The following is a 19,898-nucleotide window of genomic DNA, read 5'->3' on the forward strand; positions in this document are numbered from 1 at the left end:
CTCCCACAGGTTTATCCACAAGCTCTTAGAAATCCTTGCACAACCGCAGGGCGTCGTAGATCGCCGCGTGGGTGTTGCGCTGCGCCACGCAGTCGCCGATGCGGAACAGCAAGTAGCCGTCGCCCGCCTGGCTCAGCGAAGGTTGCGGCTTGATCGCGAACAAGGCTTCGATGTCCATCTGGCCTTTGTTGCGCGAGCCTTCCTTCAGCGCGTAGTAGATTTCTTCGTCTGGACGCACGCCGTTTTCGACGACGACCTGGTCCACCACCCGCTCCTCTTTGGCGCCGGTGTATTCGTTTTCCAGCACCGCCACCAGCTTGTCGCCTTCACGGTAGACCTTCTCCAGCATCATGTCCCCGGTCATGATCACTTCTTTCGGGTACATGCTGCGGTAGTACGTCGGGAACGAGGTGCCGCCAATCGCCACGCCCGGTTTGATGTCGTCAGTGACGATCTCGACCTGGCTGCCCTTGTCGGCAAGGAAGTCGGCGGTCGACATCCCGGTGAATTCACAAATGGTGTCGTAGACCAGCACGTTCTTGCCCGGCGCTACTTTGCCGTCAAGGATGTCCCAGCTGCTGACCACCAGGCCTTCAGCCGCGCCCCAATGCTCGTTCTGCTCCAGGAATGGATGACCGCCGACGGCGAGTACCACCACGTCCGGACGCAGGTCGAGAATGGTTGCCGCATCGGCCGCCACGCCCAGGCGCAGGTCAACTTTCAAACGCGCCAATTCCAGTTGGAACCAGCGAGTGATACCGGCGATCTGGTCCCGTTGCGGGGCTTTCGAAGCGGTGGTGATCTGGCCGCCGATGAATTCTTTCTTCTCGAACAGGGTCACGTCGTGGCCACGTTCGGCCGACACGCGAGCGGCTTCCATTCCGGCAGGACCGGCACCGACCACCACGACTTTGCGCTTCACACCGGTCGACTTCTCGATGATGTGCGGCACGCCCATGTATTCACGGGAGGTCGCGGCGTTCTGGATGCACAGCACGTCCAGGCCCTGGTACTGGCGGTCGATGCAGTAGTTGGCGCCGACGCATTGCTTGATCTGGTCGACCTGGCCCATCTTGATCTTGGCGATCAGGTGCGGGTCCGCAATGTGGGCGCGGGTCATGCCGACCATGTCGACGTAGCCGCCTTCCAGAATACGGGTCGCCTGGTTCGGGTCCTTGATGTTCTGCGCGTGCAGGACCGGGGCCTTGACCACTTCCTTGATCCCGGCCGCCAGGTGCAGGAATGGCTCCGGCGGATAACTCATGTTGGGGATAACGTTGGCCAGGGTGTTGTGGGTGTCGCAACCCGAGCCGACCACGCCGATGAAGTCGATCATGCCGGTGTCGTCGTAGTACTTGGCGATCTGCTTCATGTCCTCGTGGGACAAACCGTCCGGGTGGAACTCGTCACCGCACAGACGGATGCCGACGCAGAAGTCCGGGCCGACTTCAGCGCGCACAGCCTTGAGGACTTCGAGGCCGAAACGCATGCGGTTTTCGAAGCTGCCGCCCCATTCGTCGGTCCGTTTGTTGACGCGCGGGCTCCAGAACTGGTCGATCATGTGCTGGTGCACCGCCGACAGTTCGACACCGTCGAGACCACCGGCCTTGGCACGCGCAGCGGCGCTGGCGTAGTTGCCGATCACCCGCCAGATTTCTTCCGGCTCGATGGTTTTGCAGGTTGCACGGTGCACCGGTTCACGGATACCCGACGGCGACAGCAGGGTCGGCCAATGCTCGCCGTCCCAGCGAGAACGACGACCCATGTGAGTAATCTGGATCATGATCTTGGCGCCATGCTTGTGCATGGCATCGGCCAGGTTCTGGAAGTGCGGGATGATCCGGTCGTCGGCCAGGTTGACCGACTTCCACCAGCCTTGCGGGCTGTCGATGGCCACGCTGGAGGAACCGCCGCAAATCGCCAGGCCGATCCCGCCCTTGGCTTTCTCTTCGTAATACTTGACGTACCGGTCGGTGGTCATGCCGCCGTCGGTGGCATAGACCTCGGCGTGCGCGGTGCTGAGCACGCGGTTACGGATGGTCAGTTTGCCGATCTGGATCGGCTGGAACATTGCTTCGAAAGCCATGGCGGGGTCCTCGACTTACAACGGCTTGACGGTGAACAAACCGTCGTCGTGGCCTTCTTCGGAGCCACCGTAGACTTGCTCGGCAACCGTACGGATCTTGCTGCCGCGGGCCTGCAGAATCTGGTCCATGGCACCGGCAAACCAACCGGTGAACATGTAGTCGACCTTGCGCCCGACCTTGCCGTAGACGTAGACGAACGCCGAGTGTTCGAGCTTGACGCTGGCGGTGCCTTTGTCGAGGTCAATGTCCTGGATCTTGAACAGGCCCCAGCCGCGTTGCGACAGGCGTTTCATGTAGTGCTCGAACACCGCAACGCCTTCCAGGCCGTGGCATTCAGCTTCTTTTTCGCACCAGTGCCAAGCGGATTTGTAGCCGGCCTTGTAAAGGATTTCCGCGTAGGCTTCGGCGCCCAGCACTTCCTCGATGCCCATGTGGTTATTCACGAAGAAGTGACGTGGCACGTACAGCATCGGCAGGGCGTCGGAGGTCCAGACACCGGTTTCGCTGTCGACTTCGATTGGCAATTGCGGGGCGATCTTGGCCATGGAAACTTAACTCCAGAAAAATTTTGGTGTTGCCCCCGGCGCGGATGGCCGGGGGAAAGGATTCAGAGGTGCGGTGGCTTACTCGCCCCAAACGTCCTTGAGGACGTTCACCCAGTTCTCGCCCATGATCTTGCGCACCACGCGCTCGGAATGGCCGCGCTTGAGCAAGGTTTCGGTCAGGTTCGGGAACTCGCCGACGGTGCGGATACCCAGCGGGTTAATGATCTTGCCGAAGCTGGTCAGGCGGCGGGCGTAGCCCTTGTCATGGGTCAGGTATTCGAAGAAGTCCTGGCCATGGCCCTGGGTGAAGTCGGTGCCGATGCCGATGGCGTCTTCGCCGACGATGTTCATGGTGTATTCGATGGCTTCGGCGTAGTCGTCGATGGTCGAATCAATGCCCTTGGCCAGGAACGGCGCGAACATGGTCACGCCGACGAAACCGCCGTGATCGGCGATGAACTTCAGTTCTTCATCGGACTTGTTGCGCGGGTGGATTTTCAGGCCCGACGGCAGGCAGTGCGAGTAGCACACTGGCTTCTTCGATTCGAGGATGACTTCTTCGGAGGTTTTCGACCCAACGTGGGACAGGTCGCACATGACGCCCACGCGGTTCATCTCGGCGACGATTTCACGACCGAAACCCGACAGGCCGCCATCGCGCTCGTAGCAGCCGGTACCCACCAGGTTCTGGGTGTTGTAGCACATCTGCACGATGCCGACGCCGAGCTGCTTGAACACCTCGACATAGCCGATCTGGTCTTCAAACGCGTGAGCATTCTGGAAGCCGAACAGGATGCCGGTCTTGCCCTGCTCCTTGGCTTTACGGATGTCGGCGGTGGTGCGCACCGGAATCACCAGGTCGCTGTTCTCGCGAATCAGCTTCTGACTGGCGGCGATGTTATTGACGGTGGCCTGGAAGCCCTCCCACACCGACACGGTGCAGTTGGCTGCGGTCAGACCGCCCTTGCGCATGTCTTCGAACAGTTCACGGTTCCACTTGGCAATAATCAGCCCGTCGATAACGATACTGTCGGCGTGCAATTCGGCTGGGCTCATCAGGCTGTCCCCTTTTGGCAATTCATGCGCCGAATCGTGTGCCGGCGCTTTGGGGCCAGCATATGCCTGAGGGACGGGGCAGCCGGGTGCAAAAACGACAGGGGGTTTGCCGAAAGCGTCAATCCGCGACAAAGGGTCGCCGCGGGGCACGATTGCCCACCTGTTCAAGGGTCTGCGCATGGGCCAGAATTCGCTGCTTTACTGAATGCACTTTTGGATTGGGGCGGCGACGCAATGAAATCGATCTTCCTGGCTTTGGCACTGATAGCGACCGGCGTACACGCCGCTGAAGAATCCGACGACAACCCCTGCGACAAAGTCGAAAACGACGTCCAGACCCTCGAATGTTCGGCCTTCAGCCGAACCACCGCCGAAGACCTCCTCAAAGAGAACTACCAGGGCCTGGCCGAACGCATGCAAACGGCCTACGGCAAGAACCCGGCGCAACTGGCCGACATCACCGCCAAACTCAAGGCAGCCCAACAGCAATGGCTGAAGACTCGGGACGCGGATTGCGCAGTCGAAGCGTTTCCGGCGACGAGTGGTAGCAAGGCGTTTACGATTGCGCAAAATGATTGCGTGGCGCGGATGAGTGATGAGCGGTCGGAGTTTTTAGAGTCGATTGGGCAGGAGTGACGCGTTAGAGCGCCTGCCATACAGACTCAAGCGTCGCCAGCAATTTTTGGTTCGTCGTTTTATCGATGCCCAGATCGGCGCAACAGGCATTCCACCCGGAAAAAGCATCCAGTGTTTGTTCCATGTAGCGCTCCGGCGCTAGGAAACTGAAGGGTTTGCACACTTCAATGAGTGCCTTGCGTGAGGGTTTGCCTCTTCCCGCGAATGCTGTGGTGTGTTCGTTACCGCGCCCGGCGGTGCTGGAAAAGGTCAGGTCGTAGGCCGGCGCCATTTTCCAGCCATCCTTCTCGCCAAAAAACGAGAAGTTCTTTGCGTGATCATCGTGGTTGTGAGCGAGAGCGTTGAACACCATCAATCGGGCCATTTTCTCGACCTCTGCCGCGTCCTTGGTCATTGCCCAGGTCGCTCGCAGTAAATCACTGTAATCGAGGCTTGGCGTCCGGAAGTCCGCGTATAGAATCGCCGCAGCGGTAAGCATGTGGCGCTTGGCGCCTTCCTTTCGATCGAAGCGTTTCGTGGCGAAGAATTGCTCTTTGCCCTTTGTGGTTTCTACTTGAAACAGTTTCGATTCGGAAATTTCGATGCCTGCTCGATGGGCCATCAGTGCATAAACCTGCTCAACAGCGCCGCTGTCTCGATGCTCCTCTTCACAACGAAACTTGATTAACCAGTGCTCAAAACCGACGGGCATTTTGCCAAATGACGAAACGGCGCGATGTTTGTCTGGCGAAAGACCGATCACCGCTTTAGGTCGTGCACCACCGGGGGAACCACCTGCCAGTCGCAGAGAATTGATGACGTCGTCAGTACTGCCTGAAAGTATCGTTTGTGAAGCCTCGTAGAGGGCAGCCAGGTCGAGGTCTTCGTCTGCTTCAACGGTTTCCATCATCGGTACGTATTCAAGCGCGCCCATACTGCGATTTCCCATGTAGGCCAGACGATCCAGCGGACCGATTGCGTGGCGCTCGACGCCCAATTGACTGCGGAAGAATCGATCCATGAGCAGTAGTCCCCAACCATCGGGCAACGAATCGCTGAACGCGCCGTGCAGACCGTCGAACAGTAACGGATCAGCCGCACTCTGGGGTTTGATCGAGAAATCCATATGAAACGGCGCAAGGTTGAAGCCTTTCGCCAACCACCCCGGATCATAAGAAAAGAACACGCCCCGACGAGGAATCGCGACCAACTCGCCGACTCTTGAACCTTGAAGCATGACGCTGAGTGCGTTGACGATTTTCATTGTCGGCCACGAGCCCTTTCGTAATTTTTCAGTTCCTGAAGTGTCAGCGACGGCGTAGAGGCGAACAAACTCGTCAACGGTTCTTCCGCCCCGAGGCAAATTGCAATGAGCAACAAGCCATCCAGAGAGATCTTTCCGGTCGTTTCAAAGCGCTTGATATTCGACTCGGGGACACCTGATTTTTGCGCGAGCGTGCGTCGCGAAAGGTTCTTGCCGAGTCTCAGGCGCTTGGCATTCCCGGCAATCTGTAGTGCGATCTCTCCGGGGGAGTAGAGAATATGGGTAAGGGCCATAGGTTGACCTCAAGAGGAATGTGAGCAAGTGTAGCAGCGCGATAGAAAACTAATATTTAAAAGACAATATATTGACTCAAAAATAGATTATGAGCATTTAACGGATAGCATTTGATCTTTTATTTATAGGCAAAAAAGACCTTTCCGACCTCTTGTGCGCCCATTACGTTTATTCTTTGAGCTATAAGCTGCACGTCATCTACCGAGAAAGGGACTCAAATGAAAATCTGCGGCATTGAAATCAAAGGCAGCGAAGCGATCATCGCCGTGGCCTCCCTCGACGACCAGGTGCTGAGCCACGTTGCGTTGGCCACCAAGAAGATCGCCCTCGACGATGACGAGGACGCGGCGAACGTCAAAGTCTTTGCTGCTCAGGTGGCGTCGTTTGTGCGTGAGAATTCAATTGATCGGATTGCGATCAAGAAGCGCAGCAAGAAAGGCGAGTTCGCGGGTGGGCCGACCACATTCAAGATCGAGGGTGTGTTTCAGCTGCTGGAGAATTGCGAGGTGACGCTGCTGTCGCCGCAAACGATCAATGCGCAGAGCAAGAAGCATGATTTCGAACCGCCGGCGACGCTGAACAAGTATCAGCATGAAGCCTACAAAGCAGCCTGCTCGGCCTTGATGAAGAAGTAAGACCAAAGCAGATTAAAACTGTGGGAGCGAGCCTGCTCGCGAAAGCGGTGGGTCAGTCGACATCAATGGCGGCTGACAGATTGCATTCGCGAGCAGGCTCGCTCCCACAGGGGTTGTAAGGTGTTGTTTGAATCTGTGTTCAAACCAGTTCCCGCCCATCACCTAACCGTCGGCGATCCTCGCGCGGGCACCGCGCAAACTTCGCCCGATAGCTACGGGTGAAATACGACGGCGATTCAAACCCGCACGCAATACTCACTTCCAGCACGCTCATGTCCGTCTGCCGCAACAACTGCCGGGCCTTTTCCAATCGCAAGCGCAGATAAAAATTGCTCGGCGTGTCGTTCAGGTGCAAGCGAAACAATCGCTCCAGTTGCCGCCGCGTCACCTTGATCGATTCGGCCAGTTCCAGCGTGGTCAGCGGCGGTTCGCTGTGCTGTTCCATCTCCCCAATCACGTGAACCAGCTTCTTGTTGCTGATGCCATACCGCGTGGCGACTTCCATGCGTTGGTGGTCTTTGCGTGGGCGGATGCGGCCGAGTACGAATTGTTCGCTGACCTGGATTGCCAGTTCCGGGCTGTGGGCCTGGGCGATGAGGTCGAGCATCAGGTCGATGGAGGCGGTGCCGCCGGCCGAAGTGATACGGCGGCGGTCGATCTCGAACAGCTCCTGGGTGACGCTGAGCTGTGGATACGACTCCTTGAAGGCGTCGATGGCTTCCCAGTGCAGGGTCAGGCGATGGCCGTCGAGCAGGCCGGCCTCGGCGAGGATGAAGCTGCCGGTGTCGATGGCGCCGAGGGTCACGCCTTCATTGTCGAGACGGCGCAACCAGTGCTCCAGTGCCGGGGTGGCGAATTTCAGCGGTTCGAAACCGGCGACGACCAATAGCGTCGCGCCTTTCTTCAACGGCTCCAGCGCCGCGTCGGCGTTGACCGACATGCCGTTGCTGGCCAGCACTGCCCCGCCATCGGCGCTCAATACATGCCAGCGATACAGCTCGCCGCGAAACCGATTGGCGACCCGCAGCGGCTCGATGGCCGAGATAAATCCAATCGCCGAGAAACCCGGCATCAACAAGAAGTAGAAATCCTGGGACATGGAGCGCACTCGATTGGCGGGTAATGTCAGGGCGGGGAGCGTGTTGACGTTGATACGCCACTTGTCGATGGCATTCAAGAGGACAGGTCGCTGCAGTGCAAGAGCTGGTCGCCGTAGTGCGCTTTCATGGGGGCTTAGCTGCGTAACTTGGCATCACCGGCGCACAAAGACGACCGGACCCACAATAAACGAACTGCCGAGGAACCTGAGATGAAACGACTGATCAGCAGCTGTGTTCTTGCACTCAGTGGTACCGCTTTGCTGAGCGCCAGCGTCATGGCCGCCGAACCCGCCTCGTGCCAGAACGTGCGCATGGGCGTAGTGAACTGGACCGACGTGATCGCCACCAGTGCCATGACCCAGGTCCTGCTCGACGGCCTCGGCTACAACACCAAACAAACCAGCGCGTCCCAGCAGATTATCTTCGCCGGGATCCGCGACCAGCGCCTGGACTTGTTCCTCGGTTACTGGAACCCGCTGATGACCCAGACCATCACCCCGTTCGTCGATGGCAACCAGGTCAAAGTGCTGCAAGCCCCGAGCCTGAAAGACGCCCGCGCGACCCTCGCCGTACCGACTTACCTCGCCGACAAGGGCCTGAAAACCTTCGCCGACATCGCCAAGTTTGAAAAAGAACTGGGCGGCAAAATCTACGGCATCGAGCCTGGTTCAGGCGCCAACACCCAGATCAAGGCGATGATCGCCAAGAATCAATTTGGCCTCGGCAAATTCCAGCTGGTCGAGTCCAGCGAAGCCGGCATGCTTGCCGCCGTGGATCGCGCCGTGCGCCGCAACGAGGCCGTGGTGTTCTTCGGCTGGGCGCCGCACCCGATGAACGTCAACGTGAAAATGACCTACCTCACCGGCAGTGACGACGCCCTCGGCCCGAACGAAGGCATGGCCACGGTCTGGACCGTCACCGCGCCGAAGTACGCCGAACAGTGCCCGAACATCGGTCGGTTGCTGAGCAACCTGACTTACACCGCCGAAGACGAGAGCCGGATGATGCAGCCGCTGCTGGATCACAAGGACGCCTTCGAATCGGCCAAGCAATGGCTGAAAGATCACCCGCAAGACAAGCAGCGCTGGCTCGAAGGTGTGACCACCTTCGATGGCAAACCGGCGGCTGAAAACCTGCAACTGACCATTAAATAAATTTTAAAACCGAACCACCGATTCGCAGCCCGACCGGGCTGCGAACAGGGCCATTTCGCCCGGCCTTTCTCCTGAAAAACACTCGCCTGTAAGGAACCGCCCAATGAACCACGACGTCATCATCACCTGCGCACTCACCGGTGCTGGCGACACGACCAGCAAGAGCCCACACGTGCCGGTCACCCCGAAACAAATCGCCGCGGCCGCCGTGGAAGCCGCCAAGGCTGGCGCCACCGTGGTCCACTGCCACGTGCGCAACCCCGAAACCGGCAAGTTCAGCCGCGATGTGGCGTTGTACCGTGAAGTGATGGAGCGCATTCGCGAGGCCGATGTCGACATCATCGTCAACCTCACCGCTGGCATGGGTGGCGACCTGGAAATCGGCGCCGGCGAGAACCCGATGGAGTTCGGCCCGAACACTGACCTGGTCGGCCCGCTGACCCGTCTGGCGCATGTCGAAGAACTGCTGCCGGAAATCTGCACCCTCGATTGCGGCACCCTGAACTTCGGCGATGGCGACACGATTTACGTGTCCACTCCTGCGCAACTTCGCGCCGGCGCCAAACGCATTCAAGAGCTGGGCGTGAAAGCCGAGCTGGAAATCTTCGACACCGGTCACCTGTGGTTCGCCAAACAGCTGATAAAGGAAGGCCTGCTCGACGACCCGCTGTTCCAACTGTGCCTGGGCATCCCGTGGGGTGCACCCGCCGACACCACCACCATGAAAGCCATGGTCGACAATCTGCCGGCCAATGCCGTGTGGGCGGGTTTCGGCATCGGGCGCATGCAGATGCCGATGGCGGCGCAAGCAGTGCTGCTCGGCGGTAACGTGCGGGTCGGTCTGGAAGACAACATCTGGCTGGACAAGGGTGTACTGGCGACCAACGGCCAACTGGTCGAACGCGCCGGCGAAATCCTCAGCCGCCTCGGCGCCCGGGTTCTGACGCCGGCGGAAGGCCGGGCAAAAATGGGCCTGACCAAGCGCGGTTAACGGCCAACAACATTTTCCAACTGTGGGAGCGAGCCTGCTCGCGAAAGGGCCGTCATATCCGGCATCTCTGCTGACTGACACTGCGCATTCGCGAGCAGGCTCGCTCCCACAGGGGACCACCGAATTCTTTCAGGACGTCGCCATGACTTTTATCACCGAAATCAAAACCTTCGCAGCCTTGGGCAGCGGTGTCATCGGCAGCGGCTGGGTGTCTCGCGCCCTCGCCCATGGCCTTGACGTTATCGCCTGGGACCCGGCGCCCGGTGCCGAAGCCGCCCTGCGCAAACGCGTCGCCAATGCCTGGGGCGCACTGGAGAAACAAGGCCTGGCGCCTGGCGCTTCCCAGGACCGCCTGCGCTTTGTCGCGACGATTGAAGAATGCGTTCGCGATGCCGATTTCATCCAGGAAAGCGCCCCCGAGCGCCTCGATCTGAAACTGGAACTGCACAGCAAAATCAGCGCCGCCGCCAAGCCCAATGCCCTGATCGGCTCGAGTACTTCGGGCCTGTTGCCGAGCGAGTTCTACGAGAGCGCAACACACCCGGAACGCTGTGTGGTCGGCCACCCGTTCAACCCGGTTTACCTGCTGCCGCTGGTGGAAGTGGTCGGTGGCAAAAACACCGCGCCGGAAGCCGTTCAAGCCGCGATGAAAGTGTATGAATCCCTGGGGATGCGTCCGCTGCACGTGCGCAAGGAAGTCCCTGGATTTATCGCCGACCGCTTGCTCGAAGCGCTCTGGCGTGAAGCGCTGCACTTGGTTAACGACGGCGTGGCGACCACCGGTGAAATCGACGACGCAATTCGCTTTGGCGCAGGTCTGCGCTGGTCGTTCATGGGCACGTTCCTGACCTACACGCTGGCCGGCGGTGATGCCGGGATGCGTCACTTCATGGCGCAGTTCGGTCCGGCCTTGCAGTTGCCGTGGACCTATTTGCCAGCGCCGGAACTGACCGACAAATTGATCGATGATGTGGTGGATGGCACCACTGATCAGTTGGGGACGCACAGCATTTCGGCGCTGGAGCGCTATCGTGATGATTGCCTGCTGGCAGTGCTGGAGGCGGTGAAGACCACCAAAGAGAAGCATGGGATGGCCTTCAGCGAGTAACGCATCAGCAGGTCTGACCCCTTCGCGAGCAGGCTCGCTCCCACAGTGGTTTGCGTCGTTCACAAATCTAATGTGGGAGCGAGCCTGCTCGCGAAGACGGCAGCCCAGTCACCCCACATTCTGGATCCTCATCATGCCCACCCTCACCACCTACCAAACCCGCATCATCCCCGACTGGGTCGACTACAACGGCCACCTGCGCGACGCCTTCTACCTGCTGATTTTCAGCTACGCCACCGACGCGCTGATGGATCGTCTGGGCATGGACAGCAACAACCGCGAAGCCAGCGGCAATTCGCTGTTCACCCTCGAATTGCACCTCAATTACCTGCACGAGGTGAAGCTCGATGCCGACGTCGAAGTGCACACGCAAATCATCGGCCACGACAGTAAACGCCTGCACCTCTACCACAGCCTGCATCGGGTTGGTGACGACAAGGAGCTGGCCGGCAACGAGCAGATGTTGCTGCACGTCGACCTTGCCGGACCTCGATCCGCGCCATTCAGCGAACTGTCGCTGAGCAAGCTGCAAGCCATCGTCGCCGAGCAGATCGACCTGCCCACCCCCGAGTACATTGGCCGAGTGATTGCTCTACCTCCAAAAAAATAACAAGGAGATCGCCATTGAATACCGCCGCCGCTTTTGCCGACTTCCGTACCTACCCGTTGATCAGCGCGTTGACCGCCGTGCACACCCTGGCGGATCGAATTCAAGTGAACTGGGCGGACGGTCGTGTCAGCCCCTTTCATCATCAGTGGCTGCGCGACAACTGCCCGTGCCCGCAATGCGTCTATTCCGTGACCCGCGAGCAAGTGCTGGAAATCGTCGATGTCGCCGAAATCCTGTTGCCCACGGACTCCCGCGTCGATGCTGAAGGTTGTCTCTGCGTCGATTGGCAGGACGGCCATCTCAGCCGCTTTGATCCGGGCTGGCTGCGCGCCCACGCCTACGACGATGAATCCCGCGCCGAACGCGAGGCCCGCAAACCCAAGGCCAGGCTTTGGCAGCGGGATTTGCAGTTGCCGGTGTTCGATTACCAGGCGCTGATGAATGACAACGACGCCCTGTTGCAATGGCTGCTGGCAGTGCGCGATATCGGCCTGACTCAAGTGCGCGGCGTCCCCACTGAACCGGGCTCGCTGAAATTGATCGCCCAGCGGATTTCCTTCATCCGCGAGAGCAATTTCGGCGTGCTGTTCAACGTGCAATCCAAGGCCGATGCCGACAGCAATGCCTACACCGCTTTCAACCTGCCGTTGCACAGCGATCTGCCGACGCGGGAGCTGCAACCGGGCCTGCAATTCCTGCACTGTCTGGTCAATGATGCCGACGGTGGCGAGAGTATTTTTGTCGACGGTTTTGCCATCGCCGATGCCTTGCGCAATGAGGATCCCGAGGCGTTTAAAAGTCTCTGTGAAATACCTGTGGAGTTCCGCAACAAGGACCGTCACAGCGACTACCGCTGCCTGGCGCCGATCATCGCGCTGGATGCACGGGGGCAGGTGTCGGAGATCCGCATGGCGAACTTCCTGCGCGGACCGTTTGATGCGTCGGTGGAGCAGATGCCCAAGCTGTATCGCGCTTACCGGCGGTTCATTGCGATGACTCGGGAAGCGCGGTTTCGGCTGATGACGCGGCTGAATCCGGGCGAGCTGTGGTGTTTTGATAATCGCCGTACCCTGCATGCGCGCAATGCGTTTGATCCCGCCAGTGGCGCCCGGCATTTTCAGGGGTGCTATGTCGACCGTGATGAGTTGTTGTCGCGGATATTGGTGTTGCAACGCTAAAACCGCGTCATCGTTCTTCGCGAGCAGGCTCGCTCCCACAGGGTTATACGGTCAACTGTGGGAGCGAGCCTGCTCGCGAAGGCGTCAGCCCAGACAACACAACTTTCCTTGATTTACAGGCAAAAAAAACCCCGATCAAGCCGTGACAGGATCGGAGCTGAGGAGGGTACTGTTGAGGAGCCGTTGCGCGAGGGTGACCAAACCTTCGTGTTGCCAGCTGAGTCCAGTGTGCCCACTCCCTTGATTGACAAGTTAGCCGAAAACGACCTGTTCATAGGTATTGCGGCCATTGCGACAAATCGCCCTTGCCGCCACTTCATCCCCCTACCAGAATCGAGCCAAGACACCGTTCCCTGAAGAAGGATTGCGTCATGATGTACGCCGATTTGATCGACCAGGAAGACCTGTTGGGCCAGCTCAAGGCGTTGGGCTTTGCAGTGCCCCCTGGCGCCACCGCGGAGCAGGCCTGCGAATGCGCGGTACGCGGTTTGAACAACGAACGGGCAATGGAACTGCGGACCATGGTCAAGCAGATGTACACCAGCAGCGCGACCATCCTGCCAGCGGTGCGCCAGGCGATCGATAGGCAATTACTGCCAGCATTGGCGCAATACCAGCAGAGCCCTCGAACCTGACAAACCGCCTTCGCGAGCAGGCTCGCTCCCACATTGGATCGCATATCCCTGTGGGAGCGAGCCTGCTCGCGAATGAAGCGACTCGGTCTAGAGCCGTACGCTAGCGAATGTCGACTCGTTCCGCGCCTGACTCAGCGCCGACAACGGCCCGGACAACGGCGACAGCACCAGCGCTTGCGGCAGCGGCATCATCGCCACTTGTTGCGTGGTGTTGGAACCTACGCGTTCGTCACGCGGCGGAATGCCGAAGTATTCGCGGTAGCACTTGGAGAAGTGCGGCGTGGACACGAAACCGCACACCGACGCCACTTCGATGATCGACATCGGCGTTTGCTTGAGCAACTGCCGGGCGCGGATCAGGCGCAGCTTCAGGTAGTAGCGCGATGGCGAACAGTGCAGGTATTTCTGGAACAGGCGCTCAAGCTGTCGACGCGAAACGGCGACGTACACCGCCAGTTCGTCGAGGTCGATCGGCTCTTCCAGGTTGGCTTCCATCAGCGCAACGATTTCCTGCAACTTCGGCTGGTTGGTCCCGAGCATGTGCTTGAGCGGCACGCGCTGGTGATCCTGCTCGTTGCGGATGCGTTCGTAGACAAACATTTCCGAGATCGCGGCGGACAGTTCACGGCCGTGATCGCGGCTGATCAGGTGCAGCATCATGTCCAGTGGCGCAGTGCCGCCGGAGCTGGTGAACCGGTTACGGTCCAGGGTGAACAAGCGGGTGCTCATGGCCACACGCGGGAAAGCTTCCTGCATCGAGGCCAGGCATTCCCAGTGCACGCTGCAATCGAAACCGTCCAGCAGGCCGGCGCAGGCCAGGGCCCAGCTGCCGGTGCAGACCGCGCCGAGGCGACGGGATTGACGCGCCTGGCTTTGCAGCCATGACACGTGTTCACGGGTAACGGTGCGCTGGATGCCGATACCGCCGCAGACGATGATGGTGTCCAGTGGCGGGGCTTTGTGCATGGAGCAGTCGGGGGTGATCTGCAGACCGTCACTAGCCCAGACCTGGCCGCCATCGACGGTGAGTGTGGACCAGCGATACAGCTCGCGGCCGGACAATTGGTTGGCCATGCGCAGGGGTTCAACTGCGGAGGCCAGAGAAATAAGCGTGAAATTGTCCAACAGCAGAAAGCCGATGGATTGAGGCGCACGGTTCTGGGGTTGGGCCCCGGAGTTGGACGTCGTCATCGCGGTATCTCCTCACACAAAGCGGGTGATGGCCTCAGGCGGAGGCTCTTGTTATTGCCATCGTTCTCGCGTGGGAGACGGGCTTTGTAATGACAGAGCAATTGCCATGCCTAAAATTGAATGCGCGTTCAATAACTCCTGAAAACGACGTCGCGACATGTCTATATAAGCCGCGCGGAGAAGGGGGGATATAAGTGCCATTATCGGCGATAGACGCCCTGCCCCGTTGGGCGTGAGCAAATCGGTAGCACTTGTGGGAACAGGGCTGCGAGGTGCCGGGACAGAGTGTCACCGCAAGCACGGGTGACGAGTGGTCAGGGCCGGTTTGGATCCCTGTGTTTGAGAACGGCGCTTATCTGTAAGCGACGCGCCAAAACGTGGCGTGTTTGGGATCGCGTGTTCATTTAGCGCGCAGTTTTGACTGGTCTCGCCCCTTCGCGAGCAGGCTCGCTCCCACAGTGTAGGCATGCATTCCAATGTGGGAGCGAGCCTGCTCGCGAAGAAGGCGACTCGGTATTACTGACTCAGCACTCCACCGCGCTAACCGCCAACCCACCCCGCGATGTCTCTTTATATTTGTCATGCATATCGGCGCCGGTATCGCGCATGGTGCGGATCACCCGGTCCAGCGAGATAAAGTGCTGACCATCCCCACGCAGCGCCATCTGCGCCGCGTTGATCGCTTTCACCGCGGCAATCGCATTGCGCTCGATGCACGGCACTTGAACCAGTCCGCCCACCGGGTCGCACGTCAGGCCAAGGTTGTGTTCCAGGCCAATCTCGGCAGCGTTGCACAGCTGCTCCGGCGTAGCACCGAGAATCTCCGCCAGCCCCGCTGCCGCCATTGCGCAGGCCGAACCCACTTCGCCCTGGCAACCGACTTCGGCGCCGGAGATCGAGGCGTTCTTCTTGCACAGAATCCCCACCGCCGCAGCGCTGAGAAAATAGTCGACCACGTTGGCCTCCGTCACCACCTCGCTGAACTTCATAAAGTAGTGCAACACCGCCGGAATGATTCCCGCCGCGCCGTTGGTCGGCGCCGTGACCATGCGCCCACCCGCGGCGTTCTCTTCGTTGACTGCCAGCGCAAACAGGTTGACCCACTCCATGGCGCTCAAGGTCGAGCCGATCACATTGGGTTTTCCCAGCTCCTGCAGGCTGCGGTGCAACTTCGCCGCGCGACGGCGCACATTCAGGCCACCGGGCAGGATGCCTTCGTGCTTGAGGCCCTGGTCGACGCAATCCTGCATGGCACGCCACAACTTCATCAGGCCGGCGCGGATCTCCTCTTCGCTGCGCCAGACCTTCTCGTTGGCCATCATCAATTCAGCCACGCGCAGGTTGTGCGTCTGGCACAGGCTCAACAGTTCGACGGCACTGGAGAAATCGTAAGGCAACACGGTGCGGTCCAGATCGACCACGCCGCTGGACGCCTGCGCCTCATCCACGACAAAACCACCGCCGACGGAATAGTAGGTGTCGCGATGCAGCTCACCGTGATCGCCTTCGACGATCAGGGTCATGGCATTGGGGTGGAACGGCAGGTTCTCGTCGATCAGGCGCATGTCCCGCGCCCAAATGAACGGCACCGACAAACGACCGTCGAGTAGCAACGTATGGGTTTCGCGCAGGGTTTCGATGCGGATGCCGATTTGCGACGGATCGATCGCATCGGGCCACTCGCCCATCAGGCCCATGATCACCGCATTGTCGCTGCCGTGACCGATGCCGGTGGCCGACAGCGAACCATAAAGTTGAACTTCGACCCGTCGCACCTGCTCCAGTAGATGCTTGTCCCGTAGCGACTCGACAAACAGCGCAGCGGCCCGCATAGGCCCCACGGTGTGCGAACTGGAAGGACCGATGCCGATTTTGAACAGGTCGAAAACGCTGATAGCCATTACTGCCGAACTCCTGGATGTGCCGACTCCAGACGCAAAGGCGCCCAGTGGCGGAGCTGCTACGCTCAAGCTGCAATCCGCCGAGATGGCCGCATCATCAGGCTTTTGTCATGTCGTTCGACGTCTCACACCGACGCACTCATGCCCACTAACGCCGCAGGGCGGTGACGCAATGTTTTCGCCGTTTTTTAGCGGATCAGAGGGGGAAAGAGGGCTGAAAAAAGCTGTAAACGACGTCACCGACACTGGATGCGACCATCCCTGTACTGGATACGACGCCCCCTGTAGGCGTCAGATTTTCACTGGTACATGATCGTATCGACTCGATTGCAAGGCGCCGTGGTAGAGCTGTCTCCAAAACGCCATCCAACCGCAACCTATAAGTGCGGTGGTCCAGTCGGAACACTGCCAAAAAAAACACCAAGGAGTCCATCCATGAAAGGTTCCCCGTCGTTGTTGTTGGCCGCCATGCTGAGTCTGCCGTTACTGGCTCAAGCTGCAGAACCCGCTCAGTGCAGTACCGTAAACTTCTCCGATGTCGGCTGGACCGACATTACCGCGACAACCGCTACCACCAGCGTCGTGCTCGACGCCCTCGGCTACAAGACCAAAACCACGATGATTTCCGTGCCGGTGACCTACAAGTCCCTGGCCGACGGCAAGAACATGGACGTCTTCCTGGGTAACTGGATGCCGACCATGGAAAACGACATCAAGGCCTACCGCGATGCCGGCACCGTCGACGTTGTGCGCACCAACCTGACCGGCGCCAAATACACCCTCGCCGTGCCACAAGCGCTGTACGACAAAGGGCTGCATGACTTCGCCGACATCGCCAAATTCAAGAAAGAGCTCGACGGCAAGATCTACGGCATCGAACCTGGTAACGACGGTAACCGTCTGATCCAGAGTATGATCGACAAGAACGCCTTCGGCCTTAAAGACGCTGGTTTCAAAGTGGTCGAGTCCAGCGAAGCCGGCATGTTGTCGCAGGTCGATCGCGCGCAGAAGCGCGACACCGCCGTGGTCTTCCTCGGCTGGGCGCCGCACCCTATGAACAAGCGCTTCAAGATCCAGTACCTCACCGGTGGTGACGACTTCTTCGGCCCCGACTTCGGCGCCGCCACCGTGGCAACCAACACCCGCAAGGGTTACACCCAGGAATGCAGCAACGTCGGCCAACTGCTGAAGAACCTGGAATTCAACGTCGACATGGAAAGCTCTCTGATGGGCAACATCCTGGACGACAAGATGAAGCCTGACGCGGCCGCCAAGGCCTGGCTCAAAAAGAATCCACAGGTCCTCGATACCTGGCTCGCTGGCGTGACCACCATTGACGGTAAACCAGGCCTGGAGGCCGTGAAAGCCAAGCTCGCGCAGTAATCGCTTACGCCGGACGGCTTAGGCCGTCCGGGCTGTTTATTTCCTTGCATGCGGACGTTCACTACCATGCTGATTGATCAGAAAATCCCTTTAGGCCAGTACATCGCGGGCTTCGTTGAATGGTTGACGCAACACGGCGCCAGCACCTTCGACGCAATCGCCGTGACACTGGAAACTATGATCCACGGCGTGACTTTTGCGCTGACCTGGTTCAACCCGCTGGCATTGATCGGCCTCATCGCGCTACTGGCACACTTCATTCAACGCAAGTGGGGACTGACGGTCTTCGTCATCGCCTCCTTCCTGCTGATCCTCAACCTGGGGTACTGGCAGGAAACCATGGAAACCCTCGCCCAGGTGCTGTTCGCCACCCTGGTCTGCGTGGTCATCGGCGTGCCGTTGGGCATCGTCGCCGCACACAAACCGATGTTCTACACACTGATGCGTCCGGTGCTCGATCTGATGCAGACCGTACCGACGTTCGTGTACCTCATTCCTACCCTGACCCTCTTCGGTCTGGGTGTGGTCCCGGGCTTGATCTCGACGGTAGTGTTCGCGATTGCCGCGCCTATCCGCCTGACTTACCTGGGCATTCGCGATGTTCCGGAAGAATTGATGGACGCTGGCAAGGCCTTTGGCTGCTCGCGACGTCAACTGCTCTCACGGATTGAATTGCCCCACGCCATGCCAAGCATCGCGGCCGGCATTACCCAGTGCATCATGCTGTCGCTGTCGATGGTGGTGATCGCGGCACTGGTAGGCGCCGACGGCCTGGGCAAACCCGTGGTCAACGCACTGAACACTGCTGATATCGCCCTGGGCTTCGAAGCAGGCCTGGCGATCGTATTGCTGGCGATCATGCTCGACCGTATCTGCAAACAACCCGACGCCAAAGTAGGGGGTGACGCATGAGCATTATTCGCTTCGATAACGTCGACGTAATCTTCTCCAAAGATCCACGCGAGGCACTCAAGCTGCTGGATCAAGGCATGACCCGTAACGAGATCCTGAAAAAGACCGGGCAGATCGTTGGTGTGGAAAAGGCCAGCCTGGACGTCGAAAAAGGTGAAATCTGCGTACTGATGGGCCTGTCCGGCTCCGGCAAGTCCAGCCTGCTGCGTTGCATCAACGGCCTCAACACCGTCAGCCGCGGCAAGCTGTTCGTCGAGCACGAAGGCAAGCAGATCGACATCGCCTCCTGCACCCCGGCAGAACTGAAAATGATGCGCACCAAGCGCATTGCGATGGTGTTCCAGAAGTTCGCCCTGATGCCTTGGTTGACGGTGCGCGAGAACATCAGTTTCGGCCTCGAAATGCAGGGTCGCCCCGAGAAAGAACGCCGCACACTGGTGGATGACAAGCTGGAGCTGGTGGGCCTGACCCAATGGCGCAACAAGAAACCCAACGAGCTCTCCGGCGGTATGCAGCAACGTGTGGGCCTGGCCCGCGCACTGGCGATGGACGCCGACATTCTGCTGATGGACGAACCGTTCTCGGCACTCGACCCGCTGATCCGCCAGGGCCTGCAAGACGAACTGCTGGAACTGCAACGCAAGCTGAGCAAGACCATCGTGTTTGTGAGTCACGACCTCGATGAAGCCCTGAAGCTCGGCAGCCGTATCGCAATCATGAAAGACGGCCGGATCATTCAGTACAGCAAGCCGGAAGAGATCGTTCTGAACCCGGCGGACGACTACGTGCGGACCTTCGTCGCGCACACTAACCCGCTGAACGTGTTGTGCGGCCGCAGCCTGATGCGCACGCTGGACAACTGCAAGCGCATCAACGGTTCGGTGTGCCTCGATCCGGGCGGCGATTCGTGGCTGGACCTGGCCGAAGGCAACACCATCAAGGGCGCACGCCAGAACGGCGCGAGCCTGGACCTGCAGAACTGGATTCCAGGGCAAGCGGTGGAAGGTCTGGGTCGTCGGCCGACGCTGGTGGACTCGAACATCGGCATGCGCGATGCGCTGCAGATTCGCTATCAGACAGGCAACAAACTGGTGTTGCACGACAACAACAAGGTGGTCGGGATTCTCGGGGACAGCGAGTTGTACCACGCGCTGCTCGGCAAGAATCTGGGGTAAGGCAGCAGACACAAAAACGCCGCGAGAGGATCGCGGCGTTTTTGTTTATCGGGACATCGGGTAA

At 59.4% G+C, this 19,898-nt stretch carries 19 protein-coding genes; 11 read left to right on the forward strand and 8 right to left on the reverse strand.

Annotation, left to right across the window (positions count from 1 at the left end):
• Positions 1–25 precede the first annotated feature (25 nt).
• The 3 genes from dgcA to ACWKV5_RS23305 all read right to left on the reverse strand — a co-directional run bounded on the left by dgcA (position 26) and on the right by ACWKV5_RS23305 (position 3,688).
• A complete protein-coding gene (gene dgcA / locus ACWKV5_RS23295) occupies positions 26–2,086 on the reverse strand; it encodes a dimethylglycine demethylation protein DgcA (protein WP_462020814.1) in 2,061 nt (686 codons plus the stop codon).
• Positions 2,087–2,101: 15 nt separating this feature from the next.
• A complete protein-coding gene (locus tag ACWKV5_RS23300; protein WP_007947752.1) occupies positions 2,102–2,632 on the reverse strand; it encodes a DUF5943 domain-containing protein in 531 nt (176 codons plus the stop codon).
• A 78-nt stretch (positions 2,633–2,710) separates the two neighbouring features.
• Positions 2,711–3,688, reverse strand: a complete 978-nt coding sequence (locus ACWKV5_RS23305) for a dipeptidase (protein ID WP_008033250.1) — start codon at positions 3,686–3,688, stop codon at positions 2,711–2,713.
• A gap of 234 nt (positions 3,689–3,922) precedes the next feature.
• Between ACWKV5_RS23305 and ACWKV5_RS23310 the strand changes: the two genes are divergently transcribed.
• Entirely contained in the window at positions 3,923–4,324 is a 402-nt protein-coding gene (locus ACWKV5_RS23310; protein WP_027926653.1) for a lysozyme inhibitor LprI family protein, read from the forward strand.
• Between the two features lie 4 nt (positions 4,325–4,328).
• On the opposite strand, the gene ACWKV5_RS23315 is transcribed toward ACWKV5_RS23310, so the two are convergent.
• Positions 4,329–5,567 carry a type II toxin-antitoxin system HipA family toxin gene (locus ACWKV5_RS23315; protein WP_483843158.1) on the reverse strand — a complete coding sequence of 413 codons (1,239 nt, stop codon included), beginning with the start codon at positions 5,565–5,567 and terminating at the stop codon, positions 4,329–4,331.
• Complete coding sequence (locus ACWKV5_RS23320) at positions 5,564–5,860, reverse strand: helix-turn-helix domain-containing protein (protein ID WP_483843159.1); 297 nt, start codon at positions 5,858–5,860, stop codon at positions 5,564–5,566. Before ACWKV5_RS23320 ends, ACWKV5_RS23315 begins: the two co-directional genes overlap by 4 nt.
• Before the next feature lie 219 nt (positions 5,861–6,079).
• Here ACWKV5_RS23320 and ACWKV5_RS23325 point away from each other — a divergent pair, with 219 nt between their 5' ends.
• On the forward strand, positions 6,080–6,496 hold the full coding sequence (locus tag ACWKV5_RS23325) for a DUF3010 family protein (protein WP_483843160.1): 417 nt from the start codon (positions 6,080–6,082) through the stop codon (positions 6,494–6,496).
• A 139-nt stretch (positions 6,497–6,635) separates the two neighbouring features.
• Here ACWKV5_RS23325 and ACWKV5_RS23330 read toward each other — a convergent pair whose 3' ends face one another.
• Positions 6,636–7,595 carry a GlxA family transcriptional regulator gene (locus ACWKV5_RS23330; RefSeq protein ID WP_483843182.1) on the reverse strand — a complete coding sequence of 320 codons (960 nt, stop codon included), beginning with the start codon at positions 7,593–7,595 and terminating at the stop codon, positions 6,636–6,638.
• Positions 7,596–7,805: 210 nt separating this feature from the next.
• On the opposite strand from ACWKV5_RS23330, the gene choX reads away from it, so the two are divergent.
• The 6 genes from choX (at position 7,806) to ACWKV5_RS23360 (ending at position 13,272) form a co-directional block, all read left to right on the forward strand.
• Positions 7,806–8,750, forward strand: a complete 945-nt coding sequence (gene choX / locus ACWKV5_RS23335; protein WP_483843161.1) for a choline ABC transporter substrate-binding protein — start codon at positions 7,806–7,808, stop codon at positions 8,748–8,750.
• 103 nt (positions 8,751–8,853) lie between these two features.
• A complete protein-coding gene (cdhC, locus tag ACWKV5_RS23340; protein WP_123434654.1) occupies positions 8,854–9,741 on the forward strand; it encodes a 3-dehydrocarnitine:acetyl-CoA trimethylamine transferase CdhC in 888 nt (295 codons plus the stop codon).
• 142 nt (positions 9,742–9,883) lie between these two features.
• Positions 9,884–10,849, forward strand: a complete 966-nt coding sequence (locus tag ACWKV5_RS23345; protein ID WP_027926646.1) for an L-carnitine dehydrogenase — start codon at positions 9,884–9,886, stop codon at positions 10,847–10,849.
• A gap of 133 nt (positions 10,850–10,982) precedes the next feature.
• Positions 10,983–11,459 (forward strand): thioesterase family protein, encoded by a 477-nt coding sequence (locus ACWKV5_RS23350; RefSeq protein WP_483843162.1) that lies wholly within the window; start codon positions 10,983–10,985, stop codon positions 11,457–11,459.
• A 14-nt stretch (positions 11,460–11,473) separates the two neighbouring features.
• The gene (locus ACWKV5_RS23355) at positions 11,474–12,637 is read left to right on the forward strand and encodes a gamma-butyrobetaine dioxygenase (RefSeq protein WP_483843163.1); all 1,164 of its coding nucleotides are present in this window, start codon (positions 11,474–11,476) and stop codon (positions 12,635–12,637) included.
• A gap of 371 nt (positions 12,638–13,008) precedes the next feature.
• Entirely contained in the window at positions 13,009–13,272 is a 264-nt protein-coding gene (locus ACWKV5_RS23360) for a hypothetical protein (RefSeq protein WP_483843164.1), read from the forward strand.
• Positions 13,273–13,359: 87 nt separating this feature from the next.
• On the opposite strand, the gene gbdR is transcribed toward ACWKV5_RS23360, so the two are convergent.
• Positions 13,360–14,463 (reverse strand): choline metabolism transcriptional regulator GbdR, encoded by a 1,104-nt coding sequence (gene gbdR / locus ACWKV5_RS23365; protein ID WP_027926642.1) that lies wholly within the window; start codon positions 14,461–14,463, stop codon positions 13,360–13,362.
• Positions 14,464–14,987: 524 nt separating this feature from the next.
• The gene (locus tag ACWKV5_RS23370; RefSeq protein WP_483843165.1) at positions 14,988–16,364 is read right to left on the reverse strand and encodes an L-serine ammonia-lyase; all 1,377 of its coding nucleotides are present in this window, start codon (positions 16,362–16,364) and stop codon (positions 14,988–14,990) included.
• A gap of 435 nt (positions 16,365–16,799) precedes the next feature.
• Between ACWKV5_RS23370 and ACWKV5_RS23375 the strand changes: the two genes are divergently transcribed.
• The 3 genes from ACWKV5_RS23375 (at position 16,800) to choV (ending at position 19,834) form a co-directional block, all read left to right on the forward strand.
• Entirely contained in the window at positions 16,800–17,747 is a 948-nt protein-coding gene (locus ACWKV5_RS23375; protein WP_123434660.1) for a choline ABC transporter substrate-binding protein, read from the forward strand.
• A gap of 66 nt (positions 17,748–17,813) precedes the next feature.
• A complete protein-coding gene (gene choW, locus ACWKV5_RS23380; protein WP_140671217.1) occupies positions 17,814–18,659 on the forward strand; it encodes a choline ABC transporter permease subunit in 846 nt (281 codons plus the stop codon).
• On the forward strand, positions 18,656–19,834 hold the full coding sequence (gene choV / locus ACWKV5_RS23385) for a choline ABC transporter ATP-binding protein (RefSeq protein ID WP_027926638.1): 1,179 nt from the start codon (positions 18,656–18,658) through the stop codon (positions 19,832–19,834). Before choW ends, choV begins: the two co-directional genes overlap by 4 nt.
• Positions 19,835–19,898: the final 64 nt, after the last annotated feature.

The sequence above is a fragment of the Pseudomonas oplopanacis genome, from assembly GCF_057128725.1.